The sequence below is a fragment of the Sutcliffiella rhizosphaerae genome (assembly GCF_917563925.1).
Taxonomy (GTDB): Bacteria; Bacillota; Bacilli; order Bacillales; family Bacillaceae_I; genus Sutcliffiella_A; species Sutcliffiella_A rhizosphaerae.
Window position 1 is genome coordinate 12,194 of the sequence record NZ_CAKJTJ010000028.1, and the last position, 20,331, is coordinate 32,524.

The window sequence follows — 20,331 nt, forward strand, 5'->3', positions numbered from 1 at the left end:
CCCACCCCTGTGTTATTAATCAGCGTCCATTTCTTTTTTCCGAGAAAATATTGCTTGTGCTTCTTGAATTTCTTCTCGGATTTGTGACATTTCTGCATCCAATAAATAAGCCGCTTCGGCAGCACGTACAAGTCTTTCTTTTATCTCTTGAGGAAATTGACCGCTATATTTATAGTTCAAGGAATGTTCTATGGTCGCCCAGAAATTCATTGCGAGAGTTCTTATCTGGATTTCAACCAGAATTTTCTTTTCCCCATTAATCGTTTGAACCGGATAACGGACCACTACGTGATAAGATCTGTAGCCGCTATTTTTTCTGGAAGACACATAGTCACGTTCCTCCATAATTTCAAAATCATTGCGGTTTCTTAGCAGTTCAACCACTTTATGTATATCATCCTCAAACTGGCACATCATTCGGACGCCTGCAATATCCTGCATCTCATCTTCCAGTTTTTCAAGGGAAATTCCTTTACGTGTAGCTTTATCCAATATACTTGCTATTGGTTTCACTCTTCCGGTAACAAATTCAATTGGTGAGTGCTCCGACTGCATTTTGAACTGGCCACGCATCCCTTTTAGTTTTACCTTCATTTCATTAATCGCCTGTTTATATGGCGCCAAAAACAAATCCCAATGTTGTATCATAATCGGTCTAACCCCTTAAAAAATCTCGTTTACTCTTTTCTCCATCTCTTCCCCATAATTTGCATTATCACGAATATTCTCTATTAGATAATCTATTTCTTCTTCCATATTGGTGAGGAGTAGTGCCACATCTTTCGTTACAAGCACTACCGCTTTCTTTTCTTGAATAGCTTGATTAATGTCAGCCCAGTAATCGTCCTTAATGCTGACATATAGAAATTCCGATGCAGTTTCAAGCTTATAGATGAAAGCCAAGTTGTCTGAGTCCACTAACATCTGGTTACTTGCAATAACTCCATCAAGCGGAAAGGATACTGGACTTGCTTCCAGCAGAAGTTGTTGTTCATTCCATGAAGATTGTTTTATTTCAATTCTTTTTTGCATATTAATCTCCTTCCAAGCTAAATCCTACTCATATATTATCATACTTCCCATCCTGCAATGAAATGGAAACTTAGATTTTATTCCTTGTTTTATTTTGATAGTATTAGTAGTAGAAGAATATAGTTAACCATTGCCATTGAATGAAAAGCACGTAATAATAGAATTATCAAACGTAAAGAGGTAATTAATTATGACTCACCAGGAAATTGAAATCGAATTTAAAAATTTGTTAACATTTGATGAATTTACATCACTTTGCTCTGCATTTAAGGTGAATCCTGAGAATTTCTTTGAACAAACTAACCATTATTTTGATACTCCTGATTTTTCATTAAAAAATAAAGGGTGTGCACTACGGGTTCGTATAAAAGGAGACAATTATACCCTTACTTTAAAACAGCCTGCAGATGAAGGCCTACTCGAGACACATCAAGTTATTTCTGAAGAAGAGTATTCCTTATTAAAAAACAAGACGGGCCTGATTAATGGTAAAATTCATACTATCTTGACGAATGAGTTAGGAGTTTCACCCGCTCATATTGAATATGTTGGATCATTAACAACAAACCGCATCGAGTTCCCTTACCAAGACGGTCTTCTTGTATTGGATGAGAGCCATTATCTTGAAACAAGTGATTTTGAATTGGAATATGAAGTGAAGAATTTTGACAGAGGGAAAGAAATCTTCCTTGAACTTCTGAATGCTTACGGAATCCCTCAACGGCAAACAAAAAATAAAATTATCCGCTTTTATGAAGCAAAAGCTTCGGCTAAGGCAGAAGATGGTGAACCAAAATGAACGTGGAACAAATGAGATCAATGATGCAATTGCAGGCTTTACAAGGCATTTCAGCAGGTAAAACGAAAAATAATATTGGAACACAGCATCCATTTGCCTCCGTTTTAGAAGGATTACTGGACGATGATACCAATATAAGCTCAACACACTCAGGTCTAGGTAATCAAACCACCATTCCCTTTGTGCATCCGCTGAATACTGCGACACTTATAAACAAATTAAACATAGAGGAAATAAAGACTTCTTCTCTTAATGTTGCTGCCTCAAATAAAAGTGCAATCAGTGTTGCCCATAAAACTAATTATGAAGATATCATTCAAGAAGCAGCCGTAAAGTACGGAGTCGATCCCAAATTGATTAAGTCCATCATTCAGCATGAATCCAGTTTCAACCCAAGTGCCGTTAGCCATGCAGGTGCAGCCGGCTTAATGCAATTAATGCCGAAAACCGCAAAAGGTCTAGGTGTTACGGATCCTTTCAACCCATACCAAAATATCATGGGTGGGACAAAATATATTCGTCAGATGCTTGACAAATACAACGGAAACATCCAACTAGCACTTGCTGCCTATAATGCTGGCCCAGGGAATGTGGATAAATACAATGGGATACCACCTTTTAGAGAAACGTTAAATTATGTTCGAAAGGTAACGGAGAGCATTGTTGTTTAATCTTTTTCAAATTTTCCATAAAGCAATACGAGCAAAAAACCATCCATTTACTGGATGGTTCAGTGTGTAGACAAAGGTACATTTTTATTTAAATCCATGCAATTCCCTTGTTGATCGTAGTGGAAGACGCGCAGACTCCTCGAAAATGCTGACACATTTTCTTCGTGCGATGAATGGCTGCCGAAGCCTTCCTTGTCCTGCGGGAGGAAGGGACATGGGAAACCCCACAGGGCGCAGCCCGAGGAGGTTCCCGGACCGCCCGCGGAAAGCGAAGCGTCTGCAACGAAGATCAACAGTTAAATACAAATCTAAAAATAATTTGGGTTTGTCAACAGTCTGAACCATCCATTTACTGGATGGTTTTTTCATTTATGTAGTAATTATTTGGATTCTCCATATTCGCCTTCACTCCCAACCCCCTCCTTTTTTCCCTAATTTTTGCAAGGGTGGAATCGAATTATTTGAGATATAATAACCACATTGCTAAAATATACATACAATCGTAACAACTGAAAAAAGGTAAGGAGTTAATATTAATGGTTAATATTCAATCACCCTTTGAAGAAATTGGCGGAGAGCAGGTTATTCATGAACTTGTCAATGCATTTTATAGTCGAGTAGGTCGCCATCCCGATTTAGCTCCAATCTTTCCAAATGACTTATCTGAAACTTCAAGAAAGCAAAAGCAATTTCTTACTCAGTATCTAGGTGGTCCCTCCCTTTATACTAGTGAACATGGTCACCCTATGCTACGTGCACGCCATCTTCCATTCGAAATAACACCAAAGCGTGCGAAAGCCTGGCTCACCTGTATGGAAGAGGCCATGGATGAAATTGGGCTTGAAGGTCCGTATCGAAAAGAATTTTTTCAGCGTTTAGTTTTAACGGCTCAACATATGATCAATTCCCCAGACAAACCTGAAGAAAAGGAAGATTGATGTGACCTGTAATGATAAGAAGTTATTTTATTTAAAAAATATACAGCATACAACCAATAAACCTATTGAGATATACTTTTTTATTGATCCGCTCTGTCCAGAATGCTGGGCATTGGAACCAATGCTAAAAAAGCTATATGTTCAATATGGTCAATATTTTACGATAAAGCATATTGTGACAGGGCAACTCTCCTCCCTCAATCTTGCAAAAAAACATTACGCCGCTTCAATGGCGCAAGTGTGGGAACGTACAGCCACCCGCTCTGGAATGTCCTGTGATGGGTCTCTTTGGCTGGAAAATCCAATTGCGTCTCCTCATATAGCATCGATTGCAATTAAAGCAGCCGAGCTCCAAGGTAGGAGAGCAGGCATAAAGTTTTTAAGAAAATTGCAAGAGGTTCTTTTTCTTGAAAAACAGAACATTTCTAATTTGTCTGTATTAGGAGACTGTGCACAATCTGTTGGTTTAGATATGGAAGAGTTTGAAAAAGATATGATAAGTGAAAGTGCCTCAAAAGCATTGCATTGTGATATTAAAATTACTAATGAAATGGAAGTATCAGAAATTCCCACATTGGTCTTTTTTAACGAAAATATAGAAGAAGAAGGAATAAAAGTTTCTGGCTATCATTCATATGAAGTTTATGTTCATATTTTACAGGACATGCTTGGAGAGCGGCCATTCCCTAAGATGTTGCCACCATTAGAAGATTTCCTAAAACAGTTTTCCTTTGTGGCAACAAAGGAAATTTCGGTCGTTTATAATCTTCCGATTGGGGAAGTCGAACATGAGTTAAAAAAGCTTCAATTTGCTCAAAAAGTGGAAAAGGTACCTGTTAAATATGGGACATTTTGGAGATATATTAGGTGAAAGAATAGTAATGACCAGACAAGATAATATTGTCTGGTTTTTAGTTTTTGATAATTTTACTGAATCCAACACACATACAACGGATAGCCGAAAAGGTTAGGGTTACCTTCATGAAACTACTTTTCCCTTAATAAAAAATGAAAGCCCCAGTCAACGGGACTGGGGCTTTCTGTGTCATTAAAGACAACAAAGGGGATGGGAGAAATTTTTCACGGTCAAACAAAGGGGTATATGTTTGTTTGTGAATCGTTTCACGTTTATAATATATCAAATTTTGTCGACTTTTGACAAGAGGTTAGACCTCTATTTCACAACTTTGTCACATTCCATCTATTTTTTTGCAGCTTTTATGCATGGAAAGCACTTTCATTACGTAAATATTTCTAATAGAGATGTACAAGTTTTAGAAAGGTAGGTGAAATCATATTGTCTAGGTTGCCTCTTTTACTCAGCATTTTATTTATCCTATTCAGTTTGTATGTCAATACTCTTGGACTTATGAAATTGTATCCTATTTACTTAACTTCTCCTCTTTTGTTTATGTCTATTTTTATTTTCATCCTAATAATAAGTAACAAAAGAAGGTTTAAGGGCTTTAAATAACATTTTTCGTTATTGCCTACTTGGTTTAGAGTAAAAAAACAAGATTAAAAATAAAAGCACCTTATGCAGCTGCAAAGAACTACATAAGGTTCCGATAGATTAGGAAAGTAGTTCTTCCATTTCCTTCAGCTTTTCTTCAAAAACTTTGCAAGCTTCTTCAATTGGTGTAGATTCTGTCATATCTACTCCTGCTTTTTTCAATACCTCTATTGGGTAATCAGAGCTTCCTGCCTTTAAGAACTCAAGGTAGCGGTCCACTGCTGGTTGACCTTCTTCTAGAATTTGTTTGCTTAATGCAGTTGCAGCACTAAAGCCAGTCGCGTACTGATAGACATAGTAATTGTAATAGAAGTGAGGGATTCTTGCCCATTCCAATCCAATCTCCTCGTCTATATTAATATTCTCGCCAAAGTATTTTTTGTTTAATTCATAATATGTTTCTGTTAGCAAGTCAGCTGTTAAAGCTTCCCCATTTTGTGCAAGTTCATGGATTTTATGCTCGAACTCTGCAAACATCGTCTGGCGGAATACCGTCCCACGGAATCCTTCTAGATAGTGATTTAGTAAGTACAATCGCTTTTTATCATCATCAATTGTTTTTAATAGATAGTCATTCAATAACGCTTCATTACAAGTAGATGCCACTTCAGCAACGAAAATAGAATAGTTCCCGTATGGATAAGGTTGCGTTTTTCTTGTGTAAAAACTATGGACTGAATGGCCAAATTCATGTGCAAGAGTAAAAAGATTATTCACATTATCTTGCCAATTCATTAGAATATATGGGTTGGTACCATAAGTCCCGGAGGAGTATGCACCTGAACGTTTTCCTTTATTCTCGTGGATATCTACCCATCTGTTTTCAAAGCCTTCTTTAACAATCTCAAGATATTCCTGTCCAAGTGGCGCAAGTCCTTTTACCAAATAATCTTTTGCTTCCTCATAAGAAACCTCCATATTCGCTTCCTTAATTAAAGGAGTATAAAGATCATACATATGCAGCTCATCTAACTCAAGTACTTTTTTGCGGAGGTCTACATAACGGTGCAAGAGGTGTAGATTTTTGTTCACTGTACTAACTAGATTATCGTATACAGCTTCAGGAATATTATTATTACTTAACGCAGCGTGCCGAGCAGAATTATAATTACGTACTTTTGCCTGGAAATTATCCTTCTTCACAGCACCACTTAAAGTGCTAGAAAATGTATTTCGATATTTTCCGTACGTTTCATAAACTGCTTTGAAAGCATTTTTTCTTACTTCCTGTTCTTCACTCTCCAAGAAGCGGATGTAACGACCATGTGTAATTTCTACTTCCTCTCCCGATTCATCTTTAACAGATGGGAAAGTTAAATCGGCATTATTGAGCATTCCAAACGTATTAGAGGAAGCAGATAGCACATCTGATGCTTCTGCAAGCAACGCTTCTTCCTTTGCTGATAAAACATGAGGGCGTTGGCGGTTTATTTCATCTAATGAATGTTTATATAATGAAAGTTCTTCTTTCTCCTGCAAAAACTTATCAATTTCCGCTTCTTCCATTATTAAAATTTCAGGAACAACAAAAGAAAGCGCACTTGCCACTTGAGTATACAGGTTACTAGCGCGGTCATTTAACCCCTGATAATAAGAATTAGTAGTATCTTGATCATAACGCATATGTGCATATGTATATAGCTTTCCTAATCGACTAGAAATAGAGTCTTGATATTGTAAAGCATCATACAATGTACTTCCAGACTTGGATAGATTTCCTTCGTAATCCTTAATTTTTGCTATCATTCCCTTTACTTCTTGAAATTCTTTCTCCCATTGCTCATCACTTGAAAAAATATCTTCTAATCTCCATGTATCTTCTACTGCAATATCCTTGCGTTCTTGAATTTTATTTACAGTTGTTTGTTCTGCCATATGATAACCCCCTATAAATACTAAAAAATTGCATCTTTAATACTATTCGACATGAGATTATTATTCCCTTTTTTCTTTTTACTATCTACTTTTTTTAAGCCTTATTAAAGTATCTAATAATAAATAATCTTGATAAACTGCTTGCTTTAACGTTTGCAATGGAGTTTCTGGAAGCAGCTTTTGATAGTAATGTTCATTACAACGCTTCAATACACCTAAAATCTCTAAATTATCGAGATACTCAATAACAGCATCCTCATATTGAGCACCTTTAACTAAAGGTAAATCTCTAAGTCTTATTTGATTGTTTATAACTCTATACCTTACTGCATTCAATATTGTTGATAAATGAAGTTGAGCATTTATTGGCAAATGATAGATGGAGTCAAAGTAGATCCAAGCTTGCCATTCAATTAGAGGAGAGTGAAGCATATAAAAGGAGGTTACTGGTAGACCAATTCTAGCAGGTATTAATGATAGAGGAATATTTATTTTTTCATAACATAGCCGTTGAAGCATTGCTAGCGGTTTGTACATGCAATAATGATACCGCCATTTTTTCTTGTAATGCAGAAAATGGGACTTCCAAGACAAATATCTATTTTTCATTGAGTGCTCAGGATATTCTATCCAAGATGGTGATGTTATTAAGCTTATATAAGTAGTTGTGCTATTCAAGGTAAAGGTGGGGTAAAGATAATAAAAGATTGAATTCTTAGGACAAAAACTAAGAATAAAAGGAGGATTTTCCTTTGAAGAGCTTTGGAGAAATTGCCATTGAAATGAAGTGATTTTCATTTTCGGGACAGCAGGATTAAGTTTATCTTTTCCTATGATCCACACCGGCTTTATATTAGCAGCTTCATATAATTCTGTCCTTTTTTTAAATTCACTGCTTGATAAACTGGAACATTGAAACTCAAACGCATAATTATTATCCAAATTTTGTACAAAAACATCTGCACGTTGCTTTGTTTCTGGGATTACAAATTCTAGCTCCTTCCAGTCAAATCCCTGAAGCTTTTCATAAAGCCTTGCTTTACCTTCAAGATGATAAAGTGTCTCTGGTTCTGAGGATGCATAACATTCCTTATTCTGATGCGCAAAATGCGCTCTTTTTACCTGCCCTTTTTTTAAAAGCAGTTTTTTATTACATACTGGACAATAAAAATTCTCTCCATCAATCGAAATTTCTTTATTGCTAGAAATGCCGTGTAGAGAGATCAGTGAGCCATCTGCCCTTTTAGCGACAAACATTTCATCACACCTTTCTTTGCTCTATACATGTTACATATTCGTCAGCCTACGACATATCCCTTTATATTTTTTGAAATTCCGCGGGAAATATTTTGAAGAGGTTTGTAGTGGATTGGGAGTTACAAAAAACAAATTTCTTATTTTATTACTTTCTTTCAAAACGAACTTTACAAATAACACCTAATAATTGTTACCCATCCCTTCTTTTGTTTAATTTAAGGGCATTTTCAAGTAATTTACTCCTGAAATAATGAAAAAAAGCACCGTATATCGGCACTTTAAAGGTGTTTCATAATAAAGGTGAAGCCAACCTAGCCATTGATTCGAATATTTTCTGGTTAAGAGGTCTATTAGCATACTCATTTTTTAATATGGACTTAGAATCCAATAGGTCTTGCTCAAAATCTTTTACAAGCGTATTCACACTATCCGTGTTATAAAGAAACGCATTCACTTCAAAATTCAAATGGAAACTTCGCATATCCATGTTTGCTGTTCCAATTGATGCAATTTCTTCATCCACTATGACCACTTTGCTATGGAGGAAGCCCTTTTTATATTCGTAAATCTTCACTCCTGCTTCCATCATTTCTGGAAAATAGGAACGGGAAGCATAATACACAAGGCGCTTATCGGGACGGCTTGGAACTAGGAGTCGTACATCGAGTCCTCCAAGTGCTGCAACTTTTAAAGCTGTAAAAATATCATCATCTGGTACAAAATATGGTGACGCTATCCATATGGAATTTCTAGCTGAAGTAATCATGGAGAAATAAAGATTCTTTATTACTTCCCATTCTTGATCTGGTCCACCAGCGATCATTTGTACGCCACCGTATTTTTTTTCATCCACAAAAGTAGGAGTTAGGTAGCTTGGAGTCAATAGTGATTCATCGGTAGCATAGTACCAGTCCTGAAGAAAGATTAACTGTAAGGTCCTGACTGCTTCTCCTCTAACATAAAGATGAGTATCACGCCAAAAACCGAAGTATTTATCACGCCCTAGATACTCATCTCCGATATTTAATCCTCCAACAAAGCCCACTTCCCCATCAACCACTATAATTTTACGGTGATTTCGGAAGTTAATTTTGTTGTTAAAAACAGGCATCCTAACAGGAGAAAAGGATATTATATGTACACCAGCAGCCCGTAATTCTTTTATGTATTTATTACTTAATTGAAAACTACCTACAGCATCGAACAAAAAACGTACTTGTACCCCACTTTTTGCTTTTTCGATTAATAAATCTTTAATCTGGTTACCAATAATGTCATCCCTTACAATGTAGTATTCAAAATGAATATGGTGTTTTGCTTTTGAAATTTCTTCTAATATTTTAGCAAAAGTCTGATCCCCATTGGTAAGGACTACTGTTTCAGTTTGAAAGGAAATCGGGCTTCTCCCTATGTTTTGTGAGAGTTGAAAAATTCCTCGTTTACCTTCATCAAGCAGATGACGTTCTTCACTAGAATATTCTCTTTTTCCTTCTATTTCTTCTAACACTTCTTTGTCCAAAAGTGCTTTTCTTTGGAAAAGTCGACGCTTCCTTACATTACGTCCAAACAACAAGTAGAAGAAAAAGCCGAGTACAGGAAAGGCACCAAGCACTACCAGCCATGTTAGTGTACGGGTTGGATGTCGATTTTCTAACGATATTAAAAAAGCAATAAACACTACCGAAATAGTAAAAAGAATTGATATAGAGCCTAGCAACCATCCTTCCCATAGTCCTTGTGTTGTAAATAGAACTGCACCGATTGCTAGAACAAAAACTAAAACCCTGACAGTGGTCTTCACGAGTCTCTCAGCTCCCTAAATAAAATAAAAAGAAAAATGGTTAATTTGGAAAAAAAACCGATTTCAACAAGTTGAAATCGGTTTTCATCATCTGAGAGGAAAATGCTTTGTCATTTGTTCCATCGCAGTGTCTTTCACAACTTCAGAGCCATATTCCTGTAGACGGTGTATGGAGAGAGCTGATTCTTCCCCGTACTCCAAAAGTATACTTAGAACATTGTCAATATCTTCATCTGTATAGTGTTCACTTGAAAAATCAACGTATAAATAATAATTTTTCTCATAGAAGAAAACATCATTCTTTAGGTTTTCTAAGTGGAATAATCGATGACTTGCTGATATTAGATATTCCAAATCTCTAAAACGAACCATAAACTGTAGGAGGTCTTGTTCATCTTCCTGTTTATCATTCTTTAAATCATCTGATTTCGCAGGCGAATTAAAGTGTTGATCAAGCAATGCTTCAATTCTTTCATCAACAGGGATATCTATTCTTTTATCATCTGATACAGGGACTTCGAAATTTTTACCGTCTTTGGATAATTGGGCACGAGTTACGATAACCTCTAGGCCTTTATCAAGTGCTTGTACTTGAATCCATAACGGCCCTTCGACCATAAAATCCTCTTCATCGTGTGCTTCATCCATCATTTCCCAAAATAATTCTTCACTGCGCTCTCGATTATACCAGATTTCTTCCTTGTCAAATCCGCGTTCTTCTATATCACCATATGAAATGTAAAATTTGACTGTATGATCATTAATACGTTCAATCTCCATCTTTAACAACTCCCTTCTATTTCGGTAAATGATTAGCGTGCTCTTTTTTTAAAACAAACTCATTTTTTAAATGAGATTGCAAATAACGCATTGTCCGCTCCTCATTTTCCTCCGTCTATCTTTGGAAGGGACCCTCCACAAAATTTTGTTTTACCTTATTGTAACAATTTATCCACTTAGCCATGCAGGTAAACATCCATCAGAAGTAAAAAGAATGATTTTACTCCTTATTTACAACTGCAAGTATTGGATTTTTGAGGCAGGATAACCATACATCGTATCCATCATAAAATAAGAACAAGTATACAGTAAAGTGATATACTTGTACTTTTATTTTATGATAAAAAAAGGAAGAATGGAAACAAAAATGCTCACATTTTTAAAAATCGTAAAAAAGCCTATTCTATCATATTAGCAATTTCATGATCAGTAACTTTATGTGTACATGTTTATATAAGTAGGCATAAAATAGGACAACCACCACTATATTTATATAGTACATATACAAAAGGGAGCGATATCGTGGATCTAGAATTGATAATAGCCATTTTGTTAATAATCGGCATAGATATTGTTCTTGGTGGTGACAATGCCATAATAATAGCACTTGCTTGCAGAGATTTACCACAAAACCAACGAAATAAAGCAATTATTTTTGGGACAATAATAGCAATTATTTGCAGGATACTTCTTACTATCGGAGCTGTATACTTACTTTCCATACCCTTTTTACATTTTGTTGGAGGCGTGCTTTTATATTATATAGCATTTCAACTTATTAATGACAATATGGATAGAACGATCGTTAAAGGAAGCCCGTCAATTATGGTTGCCATTAAAACAATTGTAGTCGCAGATATTATTATGGGAATTGATAATGTTATGGCAGTGGCAGGTGCTGCACATGGAAACTATTACTTAGTGATCATAGGGCTGCTATTCTCCATGCCTATTATTATTTGGGGAAGTAAGTTAATTTTAATCATGATGGAAAAATATCCGATCATCGTATATATAGGAGCATGTATACTAAGTTTTACAGCGGGCAAGATGATCATTCATGAGCCAGTGGTTGCATCATTGATGGCGTTTGCCGAGTGGCAAATGTATTTACCATATATCATGATATGCGTCCTTTTGACCGTTTCGTTATTAAAACAGAAAATAGCTTGAGTGATGTCATATTATATTCTTAAAAGAGCTTATAATAAAAACTTCTACATGAGTAGCCATGTAGAAGTTTTTGTCATTTTTGAGAGCTATGCTTAACCGTTTACCAAGCGTTGCGCTTCTCTTAACTGGAATGTTCTTACCTTTCTTGGTAAGAAGCGGCGAATCTCATCTTCGTTGTATCCTACTTGTAGTCGTTTTTCGTCTATAATAATTGGCCTTCTTAATAGACCTGGGTGTTCTTTAATGACAGCATATAACTCTTGAAGCGGCATTGCTTCAACATTGATGTTTAGCTTTTGGAAGATTTTGGATCTGGTTGAAATGATTTCATCCGTTCCGTCTTCCGTCATGCGGAGAATCTCTTTAATTTCATCAATAGATAAAGATTCAGAGAAAATATTTCTTTCTTTATATGGAATGTTATGTTCTTCTAACCAATTTTTCGCTTTACGACAAGAAGTACAACTTGGAGATGTATATAGTGTTACCATGAACTTTCCTCTCCTTTTATCTAGTAATATTAGAAAAGAACATGCTGAACGTTTCTAATTGTGAATCGCTCTCATTTTAAAATTACTATAAAAAAGTAATTTCTATTGTAATTATACACGATTTCCGACTAAAAAGGTATAGTATTTTTCAAGTCAGATACGTTTGTCACAACATGTTCATTTTTACGATGCTTATTATTTTATTCCATTTTTTTTGCGTTTACATGTATATAGACGTATAGCATTCTAGGAAAGTTTCATTATAATTGAAATTTATTCTCAATTTTAAATGACTGTTCACAAAGTAGTAACATTTATTCTTATAAAAGTACTCATCGACAGTTAAGAATTGTAAGGGTTTGTAATACATGTTAGTTTTATATTTAGACATGATAAGTATGAGGTGATAGATATTGAATAAGACCTGGGTGTTACCTACTTTATTTTTTTTATTTTTTTTGACAGCGTGTAGTCAAAAAGAGATTACCAGCCATAATTCCGAATCCAGCATCATTCCCGTTACAGTAGCAGAAGTAACGGAAAAAAACATTAGCGATACGATCGAACTGATTGGATTAGCTGTACCTGAAATACAAGTACCACTTCTAACAACCTCCCCCCTTACCGTTGAATCTGTCCATGTTAAAGTTGGTGATATAGTAAAAAAGGGCGAATTGATTGTTTCTTTAGATTCTGAAGCTGCAACAGAACAAGTAACGCAGGCACAAAGTGCAGTAACAGAACTAGAAAATGCCCTTTCTAAAATGAAAGAAATGCAAAAGGCATATGAAAATCAAGCCTCTCTCTCTGATATACCCAAATTACAGGAAGAGTTAAACCAAAGTTTAGAAAAATCTCAGGCACTTTTAGATGGAGTGAATACTGGAGCTGTTACTTCTCTGGACTTAATTCAAAGCAGTGTGGAAGTCATGGTTAAACAGGCTCAACTCGCAACCGTAGCAGGACAAGCCCAACAAATGCCTGTCTTTAATACCATGGAAATGGAGATGCAGCTCACTCAAGCACAGCAAGGGCTAAAGCAAGCTCAGCAAGTTGCAAATGCCACTTCCATTACAAGCCCAATAGACGGAATAGTTTCAGAACTGAATGTCGTGAAAGATGGAATTGCTACACCTAATGTTCCCATCGGTACAATCATTCAATTAGACCAAATTGCTGCCAACTTCCAAGTCAATAGCTACCAAGTAAGCAAGCTTCAATCTGAACAAAGTGCAACTGTCTCATTTGAAGGGATAGCCGATACTTTCGATTCCACCATTGACACTATCTCACCTACTGTTAATCAGCAGACAAATATGTTTTCCGTAACAATCCCTATAAATAACGAAAATCTTTCCATCAAAGGTGGAATGAGAGCTACTGCTTATGTTGCTGTAGAAAATCTCGAAGCCCAGACAGTAGTACCTATGGAAGCAATTTTATATGAAGACAATGAACCATATGTGTATGTAATAAATGATAATAAAGCAGTTAAGCAGAATGTCCTGACAGGCTTTCGTGATAATGAATATATGCAAATTATTGAAGGATTAAATAAAGGACAAAAAGTGGCCGTATCTGGAAAAGAACGACTAAAAGACGGTGCTGAAGTATCTGAACAAAGTGAGTGAATCTATTAGATGAAAATTGCCAAATTGTCCGTATATCGCCCCATTGCTATGTCAATGGTAATCATTTTTATGTTAATAATCGGTGCAGTCAGTATGCGCAGCATGACGGTAGATTTATTTCCCGAACTAACATTTCCTGTTGTAGCTGTTACTACTACTTACAATGGTGCAGGACCAGAAGAAATTGAGAACCTAGTTTCCTCCCCATTAGAGAATGCCATGAGTACCATTCCAAATGTAGAATCCGTGACTTCCATCTCCACCACGGGGGGTTCTTTAGTGCTCGTTTCCTTTGCATGGGGAACGAATATGGATTTTGCCTCATTAGATATGAGGGAAAGAATTGATTCTGTCCGTGATTTTCTTCCTCCGGGAGCAAATATGCCACGTGTGCTTCGATTCAACCCAAGCGATCTTCCAATTGTTCAACTTGCCATAACAGACCCTTCAGGTGAAATGACAAAAGCGAAGCAACTCGCAGAACAAGAGATAGAACCACAGCTAAATAGTGTGGAAGGCATTGCTTCCATTTCAGTAGAAGGTGGCGCTGAGAACGAGATCAGGATAACCTTAAATCCTAACGCAATGTCCTCTTTCGGTATATCGATTGATCAATTACAACAAATGCTTGCTGCCGAGAATTTAAATTTACCAGGTGGATCTTTAACAGATCAAAATCAAGATCTCCCCATACGTATCACTGGTGAATTCACATCAATTTTTGATATAGAATCATTGCCGATTCCAACTCCAAACGGTGTTATTCAGCTCAGTCAGTTAGGTGAAGTGAAAGAAACACTTCAACCAACTACACAGCTCAGTTATTTGAATGGAGAACCTGCAGTTGGAATGTCCATTTTAAAGCAATCTGGTAGCAATACTGTAACCGTAGCCAATGAAATCGAGAAAAAACTGGATGAAATCCGAAAAACACTTCCTGATGGTGTGGAAATAAAACCGATATTTGATCAAAGTGAATTTATTAAGAAATCCATTAGTGCCGTTACGATGAATATGCTACTTGGAAGTTTATTAGCTGCTGCAGTTCTATATTTCTTTTTACGCAACATCCGTAGTACCTTAATTATCTCTTTTTCCATTCCTATTTCCATCATTACTACTTTTATTTTCATGTACTTCACAGGACAAACCTTGAACCTACTAACATTAGGAGGTCTTGCACTAGGTGTAGGATTAATGGTGGATAATGCGATAGTTATCCTTGAAAATATCTACCGATTAAGACAGAATGGGTATTCTTTGAAGGATGCAGCCATAGAAGGTACGAGTGAAGTCGGATCTGCTATCATAGCATCAACGTTGACAACCGTTGTCGTATTCTTACCAATAATTTTCGTTGATGGGCTTGCCGCGCAATTGTTCAAACCACTTGCCCTAGTAATTTCCTTTTCTTTATTAGCATCATTATTTACTGCCTTAATAATCGTACCATTGTTCTCCTCTCTTCTTTTGAAAGTTAACAATAAATCTTCGAAATTCGAGGAAAGATATTCTGGATTTATCAATTGGTATACTGGCATGTTAGAAAAAGCTTTAAGAAATCCAAAGAAAACAGTAATGTCCATTGTTATCTTGCTGCTTATCTCTTTAATAGGTATTCCATTTATAGGAAAGGAATTTCTCCCACATCAAGATCAAAGCTTTATTTCCATGAATGTTCGATTACCTGACGGAAGTTCCTTAGATGCCACTTATGATGTAATGGAAGCCGTTGATGAGGAATTACAAAATATTACTGAAATGGATCTTACTTTTGTCACTGTTGGAGGATCTGATAATTTCTCATTCTCTTCAGGAACACAAGCAAATCGTGCAAGTTATAACATCCTTCTTACCCCAGTTACAGATCGAAATCGATCAGACAAAGTAATAGCGGATGATATTAGAGAACGACTTAAGAATATACCAGGTGTGGAGATTTCCATATCATCTGGTGAATCTGGAGTATCCCAAAACCCTGTTTCCCTTAATATTACCGGTCCCGATTTATCTACTTTAAAAGCAATGGCTGATGAAACGGTTGAACTCTTGGAGGGTATTGAAGGGATTCGAGAACCATCCTCAAGTTATACGGAAGGAAATCCGGAAATTGTCGTTGATATTGATAGAATCAAAGCAAGTCAATTTGGAATCGGCAGCGCACAGGTAGCCTCTGCCGTTTCAAATGCAACAAAAGGGGTTGTAGCGACAAGGATGGCACGTGATGGCGTAGAACTTGATGTTCGCATAACGATTGAGGATACCTATACAGCGTCTATTGAGAACTTGGAAAGACTTTTAATCAACACTCCAACTGGAGAAAATATTCCACTACAAGCTGTAGCAAGCGTAAAGAGAGATCAGGGTCCAAGTCAGATTAGAAGAACAGATAGAAATCGTGAAATTACCGTTACAGCGGATATTGTAAACCGTGATCTCGGAAGTATTATTGACGATGTGGAAAAAACACTAAAGGAAAATATCTATATACCAAGCAATGAATATAAAATAACTATTGGTGGACAAGATGAACAAATGAATGACGCATTTTTTAAGCTTGGAGGTGCTTTGGCTTTAGCTGTAGTCCTTATTTACATGGTTATGGCAGGACAATTTGAATCGTACTTCTACCCATTTATCATTATGTTCTCTGTTCCATTAACCATCATAGGGGTGATTACCGGATTATTGGTCACCTCACAACCGCTTGGGGTAGGATCCCTCATTGGGATGCTCATCCTGACAGGGATCGTCGTCAATAATGCTATTGTCTTTGTGGACTATGTAAATTTAATGAAAAAGGACGGCAAATCAACTTGGGATGCCATCTTAATCGCTGGCCCTACAAGACTACGCCCTATTTTAATGACTGCACTTACCACCATTCTAGGTTTAATCCCGCTTACATTAGGATTTGGTGAAGGGATGGAAATTCAACAACCAATGGCAATAGTCATTTTATTTGGATTAAGTTTTGCTACCATTATTACATTGATATTAATTCCCGTTGTATACTATCAGTTCGACAGTTATAGAGAGAGAAGAAAAATAAGAAAATCAGAAAAAATCGAAGTTTAATTATATTGGGAAAGGATGTTGAATGTGCTGAAAAAAATTTGTTTTCTTGTTGTCCTGTTGTTTTCTAGCCTTTTCACCTACCCTCCCGTAATTGCCGAATCTCCGAGAGAACTTACATATGTAGCACTCGGGGATTCACTGACAGCAGGATTAGGCTCCTCGAAAGAGAATCATTTACGTATTCATGGCTTTGTTCCTCAATTTACAAAGTATTTGCGGAAAGATAATACTATTACAGTGGAGAATTATGGGATACCCGGACTTACCTCCACAGGTCTACTTGCCCTGCTTCGTGCAGATGAAGGATTGCAAAATCGTATAAAGACAGCTGATATTATTTCTGTTTCAATAGGAGGTAATGATTTTTTACAGACACTTGGTGCATTCTCCGAAGATGAAAGCGGAACTCCCCTAGAGCTAAGGTTAGATATTCTAGAACGGACTTATGAGGAAATTTACAAGCAGCTGCGTAGTCATAACCCGGATACTACCATTATACTACTTGGTTTATATAATCCTTACCCTACTGGACATCAATTATCTACACTTGGAGAAGAATTTGCCCCAGAATTTAATAGGATATTAGAAGAATATATGAAAGAATCCACATTGTTTGTCAATCCTTATGAAGTATTTAAAGGAAAGGCTTTGGAATGGACACATATAGCAAAGGACGATATCCATCCAAATGATAAGGGATATACCCAGATCTTCCACTTAATAAAGAAAGAATACGAACAACTGAAAACTGAAACTCCGCCTAGTTGATAAGGCGGAGTTTTTTCTGTTTCTTATTATTCCAAAGTAGCTTCTATCTCTTTAACCATTTCAGAGACTGAAATCAGTCCTTCACCAGATAAGTAACAATAGTTAGGATCGAGATAAATAATCTTGTTCTTCTTTTGATGCATTTATCTGCTCATAAGATTATTTAATAGTCATGCTTGAATAACTTATAACTTAGATAAAATATCATTATCGTCTTCTCTTTCATCATACGTCAATACTTGATCAACCTCGTCATAGGACTCTCCGTACAATTCCTTATCCTTGTATGTATGTATAAGCTCGTATGTTGCTTTCATACCTTCATAAATTGCCTCTTCACTTGCGTCTGTAGGTGACCAATACAAGATTTCCATTGAATTTACTTCGTTTGTTGCTAAGGAGCGGCGGTTATAACCTATGGAGGAAGCGTGCTCAAAACCTTCTCGTTTATAAAATCTCAATCTCTTTTCAGTATCTGTGTCTTCATAGTCGACAGGCTCTACTTCAAGAATGATTGCTTTTCCTTTTTCTTTTAATTTATCTAATAATTTATGTCCAAGCCCCATACCTCGTGCATCTTTAGAAACGAATAAATAATCGATAAAAATAAAATTTACTAATTCGACATACATTAAAACATGGTGTTCGCCTTCATCTTTATGATATATATCTCCTTTTTCTTTTAGCAGGAGTTCCATATGTTCTCTTGATTTCATCTCTTCTACAGGAAAATATTGATTTAATTTTTCATACCAATTCATTCTTTTTTAATTGCCCCCTATCAAAATTTCTCTTTTACAAGCTAACGCACAAAGCTTAGACAGTCCTCAATGTTAATATACCCTCTTTCTTTTCTGTTAAACTTACCATACAATAGAATAGGAATAGTTTTTTACATAAAATCACATATAGCAAAGGGGATGTAAAATTTGCTTGAGTATTTTATCGACTTTACGATTGTCGCTATATTAATCATTGGTATAACGGCAATTATGGGTGTCCTAACGAACGGAATCGGAGAAAAACTTTTCGGAAAGAAAAAAGGCTCTGAAAGCTTTGATAAATCTGCAAGTATGCAAGCTGGATGGAAAAGTGTCGGGGGCAAAAATAACAGATAAAAGCTGCCTAACTCTGGTAGCTTTTATCTGTTATTAATAACCTGATTTTTACAGTACTTTGCAGGGTACAGACCGTCACAATTATTATTTATTAATTATTTAATGGTGTATAATCTACATTTTCTGTATAAGAATTACCAGCATTCCACAATAGAAACTCATCTATTCCGTTTTCGTTTAGAGCCCTAATTTGGGCTTCTACTTCTTTCGGACCATAAAGGATGTAGTTCCCATCCCCCAGCCAAGAAGCAGTGAAATCTTGTATCCACGGTCTAGAGACTGGCCTGTTTTCCAAGTCATCTAAGATTGCATTCTCAAGCTTTGCATACTCAGCTATAAGCTTATATGGTTCCGTATCTGGCTTAGCAATACCGAAGTATGATGTCCAATGACTTGGATAGATCATGGAGGAGATAACATCTACATGTTTAGAGATTCGTGAGAAATTCTGACCAATTCCAGGTGCTTCTGGTAACGTTGCGGTATAGCCGAAGATATCTACTGAAACTTGTATATTATATGGCTCCAATCGCTCTCTTGCATACTCTACAAAATCAGTGACAGCCTCCACACGTTTTTGGACATTGTCCATTTCTAAATCTTTGTATTTTCCATAGTCGTATTTAAGAATTGTGTCCCTCGTTTCAAACCCTTCAGGAAAGCGTACATAGTCAAATTGAATTTCCTGAAAACCCATTTTAGCTGCTTCAATTGCAATATCAATGTTATAGTCCCATACTTCTTTCATAAACGGATTCACAAAAGCTTCTTTACGTCCGTTCACCCAAACTTTATCGTTTTCTTGAAAGGATAAATCAGGTCTTTCCTTTGCAAGGACGGAATCCTTAAAAACTACAATTCTACCAATTGGATAAATGTCATTATCTTCTAGTGTTTTCATCATTGCAGTGGGATCATTAATAAACGGTTGTGCAATATCCATAAATGGAGAATCTTCTTCATCTGGAATATATGTAAGATATCCATGATCGTCTTTAATATCGATGACCATCGAGTTCAAATCTGTTTTATTCACTAAATTTAACAATCTTTGAAACCTTTCTCCTCCTGCTGAGTGCCCCGTAACATAAATACCTCTAACAGCATCAGGATAAGTAAAAGTGTATCCAGAGTCAAACGCAAATCTTACAATGGATACAGGTAATTCTCTTGATTGTATTTCCATTTTTTTTAGTCCATGTTTTCCTACATGTAGTGCTTCTTCGTCTGCTTGTACAATTGGACCACTGAACGCAAGTAACCCAATTGCTGCTATCAGACCACCAATCATTTTTTTCATCATTTCCAATCAAAATCCTTTCTTTTATTTTTTTGGCTGATTCCACTAAAAAATAAATCTTCACTATGTTTTGTTTCCTCTATTATACTGGAAATTCGTTGTTATT

At 36.2% G+C, this 20,331-nt stretch carries 18 protein-coding genes and 1 pseudogene; 9 read left to right on the top strand and 10 right to left on the bottom strand.

The window, feature by feature from the left end:
• Nucleotides 1-15 precede the first annotated feature (15 nt).
• A complete protein-coding gene (locus LRP81_RS18045; protein WP_317987095.1) occupies nucleotides 16-648 on the bottom strand; it encodes a GTP pyrophosphokinase in 633 nt (210 codons plus the stop codon).
• 15 nt (nucleotides 649-663) lie between these two features.
• Nucleotides 664-1,032: a UPF0738 family protein gene (locus LRP81_RS18050; RefSeq protein WP_230503727.1), complete on the bottom strand. Its 369-nt coding sequence runs from the start codon at nucleotides 1,030-1,032 to the stop codon at nucleotides 664-666.
• Nucleotides 1,033-1,222: 190 nt separating this feature from the next.
• Between LRP81_RS18050 and LRP81_RS18055 the strand changes: the two genes are divergently transcribed.
• The 4 genes from LRP81_RS18055 to LRP81_RS18070 all read left to right on the top strand — a co-directional run bounded on the left by LRP81_RS18055 (nucleotide 1,223) and on the right by LRP81_RS18070 (nucleotide 4,311).
• A complete protein-coding gene (locus LRP81_RS18055; protein WP_230503729.1) occupies nucleotides 1,223-1,831 on the top strand; it encodes a CYTH domain-containing protein in 609 nt (202 codons plus the stop codon).
• Entirely contained in the window at nucleotides 1,828-2,502 is a 675-nt protein-coding gene (locus LRP81_RS18060) for a lytic transglycosylase domain-containing protein (protein ID WP_230503731.1), read from the top strand. The genes LRP81_RS18055 and LRP81_RS18060 overlap by 4 nt, the downstream gene beginning before the upstream one ends.
• A gap of 536 nt (nucleotides 2,503-3,038) precedes the next feature.
• Nucleotides 3,039-3,440: a globin domain-containing protein gene (locus LRP81_RS18065; RefSeq protein ID WP_230503734.1), complete on the top strand. Its 402-nt coding sequence runs from the start codon at nucleotides 3,039-3,041 to the stop codon at nucleotides 3,438-3,440.
• 1 nt (nucleotide 3,441) lies between these two features.
• Nucleotides 3,442-4,311 carry a ClpXP adapter SpxH family protein gene (locus LRP81_RS18070; protein WP_230503736.1) on the top strand — a complete coding sequence of 290 codons (870 nt, stop codon included), beginning with the start codon at nucleotides 3,442-3,444 and terminating at the stop codon, nucleotides 4,309-4,311.
• 702 nt (nucleotides 4,312-5,013) lie between these two features.
• Here LRP81_RS18070 and pepF read toward each other — a convergent pair.
• The 4 genes from pepF to mecA all read right to left on the bottom strand — a co-directional run bounded on the left by pepF (nucleotide 5,014) and on the right by mecA (nucleotide 10,666).
• Nucleotides 5,014-6,828: an oligoendopeptidase F gene (gene pepF, locus LRP81_RS18075; RefSeq protein WP_230503738.1), complete on the bottom strand. Its 1,815-nt coding sequence runs from the start codon at nucleotides 6,826-6,828 to the stop codon at nucleotides 5,014-5,016.
• Nucleotides 6,829-6,909: 81 nt separating this feature from the next.
• Nucleotides 6,910-8,085, bottom strand: coding sequence for a competence protein CoiA (locus tag LRP81_RS18080; RefSeq protein WP_230503740.1), 1,176 nt, complete (start codon nucleotides 8,083-8,085; stop codon nucleotides 6,910-6,912).
• A 289-nt stretch (nucleotides 8,086-8,374) separates the two neighbouring features.
• Nucleotides 8,375-9,886, bottom strand: coding sequence for a cardiolipin synthase (cls, locus tag LRP81_RS18085; protein WP_230503741.1), 1,512 nt, complete (start codon nucleotides 9,884-9,886; stop codon nucleotides 8,375-8,377).
• 87 nt (nucleotides 9,887-9,973) lie between these two features.
• Complete coding sequence (mecA, locus tag LRP81_RS18090; RefSeq protein ID WP_230503743.1) at nucleotides 9,974-10,666, bottom strand: adaptor protein MecA; 693 nt, start codon at nucleotides 10,664-10,666, stop codon at nucleotides 9,974-9,976.
• A gap of 522 nt (nucleotides 10,667-11,188) precedes the next feature.
• Between mecA and LRP81_RS18095 the strand changes: the two genes are divergently transcribed.
• A complete protein-coding gene (locus tag LRP81_RS18095) occupies nucleotides 11,189-11,839 on the top strand; it encodes a TerC family protein (RefSeq protein WP_317987096.1) in 651 nt (216 codons plus the stop codon).
• 92 nt (nucleotides 11,840-11,931) lie between these two features.
• Here the strand turns inward: LRP81_RS18095 and spxA are convergent, their stop codons facing one another.
• Nucleotides 11,932-12,330 carry a transcriptional regulator SpxA gene (gene spxA, locus LRP81_RS18100; RefSeq protein WP_230503745.1) on the bottom strand — a complete coding sequence of 133 codons (399 nt, stop codon included), beginning with the start codon at nucleotides 12,328-12,330 and terminating at the stop codon, nucleotides 11,932-11,934.
• Nucleotides 12,331-12,743: 413 nt separating this feature from the next.
• On the opposite strand from spxA, the gene LRP81_RS18105 reads away from it, so the two are divergent.
• The 3 genes from LRP81_RS18105 to LRP81_RS18115 are packed head-to-tail and all read left to right on the top strand — an operon-like array spanning nucleotide 12,744 to nucleotide 17,807.
• Entirely contained in the window at nucleotides 12,744-13,961 is a 1,218-nt protein-coding gene (locus LRP81_RS18105) for an efflux RND transporter periplasmic adaptor subunit (protein ID WP_230503747.1), read from the top strand.
• 9 nt (nucleotides 13,962-13,970) lie between these two features.
• Entirely contained in the window at nucleotides 13,971-17,039 is a 3,069-nt protein-coding gene (locus LRP81_RS18110) for an efflux RND transporter permease subunit (protein WP_263458267.1), read from the top strand.
• Nucleotides 17,040-17,063: 24 nt separating this feature from the next.
• Nucleotides 17,064-17,807 (top strand): GDSL-type esterase/lipase family protein, encoded by a 744-nt coding sequence (locus LRP81_RS18115; RefSeq protein WP_230503751.1) that lies wholly within the window; start codon nucleotides 17,064-17,066, stop codon nucleotides 17,805-17,807.
• Nucleotides 17,808-17,833: 26 nt separating this feature from the next.
• On the opposite strand, the pseudogene LRP81_RS23505 reads toward LRP81_RS18115, so the two are convergent.
• Both LRP81_RS23505 and LRP81_RS18120 read right to left on the bottom strand, forming a co-directional pair.
• Nucleotides 17,834-17,941: pseudogene (locus LRP81_RS23505) on the bottom strand (ABC transporter); the annotation flags it as partial.
• A 51-nt stretch (nucleotides 17,942-17,992) separates the two neighbouring features.
• Nucleotides 17,993-18,568, bottom strand: a complete 576-nt coding sequence (locus LRP81_RS18120) for a GNAT family N-acetyltransferase (RefSeq protein WP_230503752.1) — start codon at nucleotides 18,566-18,568, stop codon at nucleotides 17,993-17,995.
• 168 nt (nucleotides 18,569-18,736) lie between these two features.
• On the opposite strand from LRP81_RS18120, the gene LRP81_RS18125 reads away from it, so the two are divergent.
• A complete protein-coding gene (locus LRP81_RS18125) occupies nucleotides 18,737-18,925 on the top strand; it encodes a hypothetical protein (RefSeq protein ID WP_230503754.1) in 189 nt (62 codons plus the stop codon).
• Between the two features lie 91 nt (nucleotides 18,926-19,016).
• Here the strand turns inward: LRP81_RS18125 and LRP81_RS18130 are convergent, their stop codons facing one another.
• Nucleotides 19,017-20,225 (bottom strand): putative glycoside hydrolase, encoded by a 1,209-nt coding sequence (locus LRP81_RS18130; protein WP_399208050.1) that lies wholly within the window; start codon nucleotides 20,223-20,225, stop codon nucleotides 19,017-19,019.
• Nucleotides 20,226-20,331: the final 106 nt, after the last annotated feature.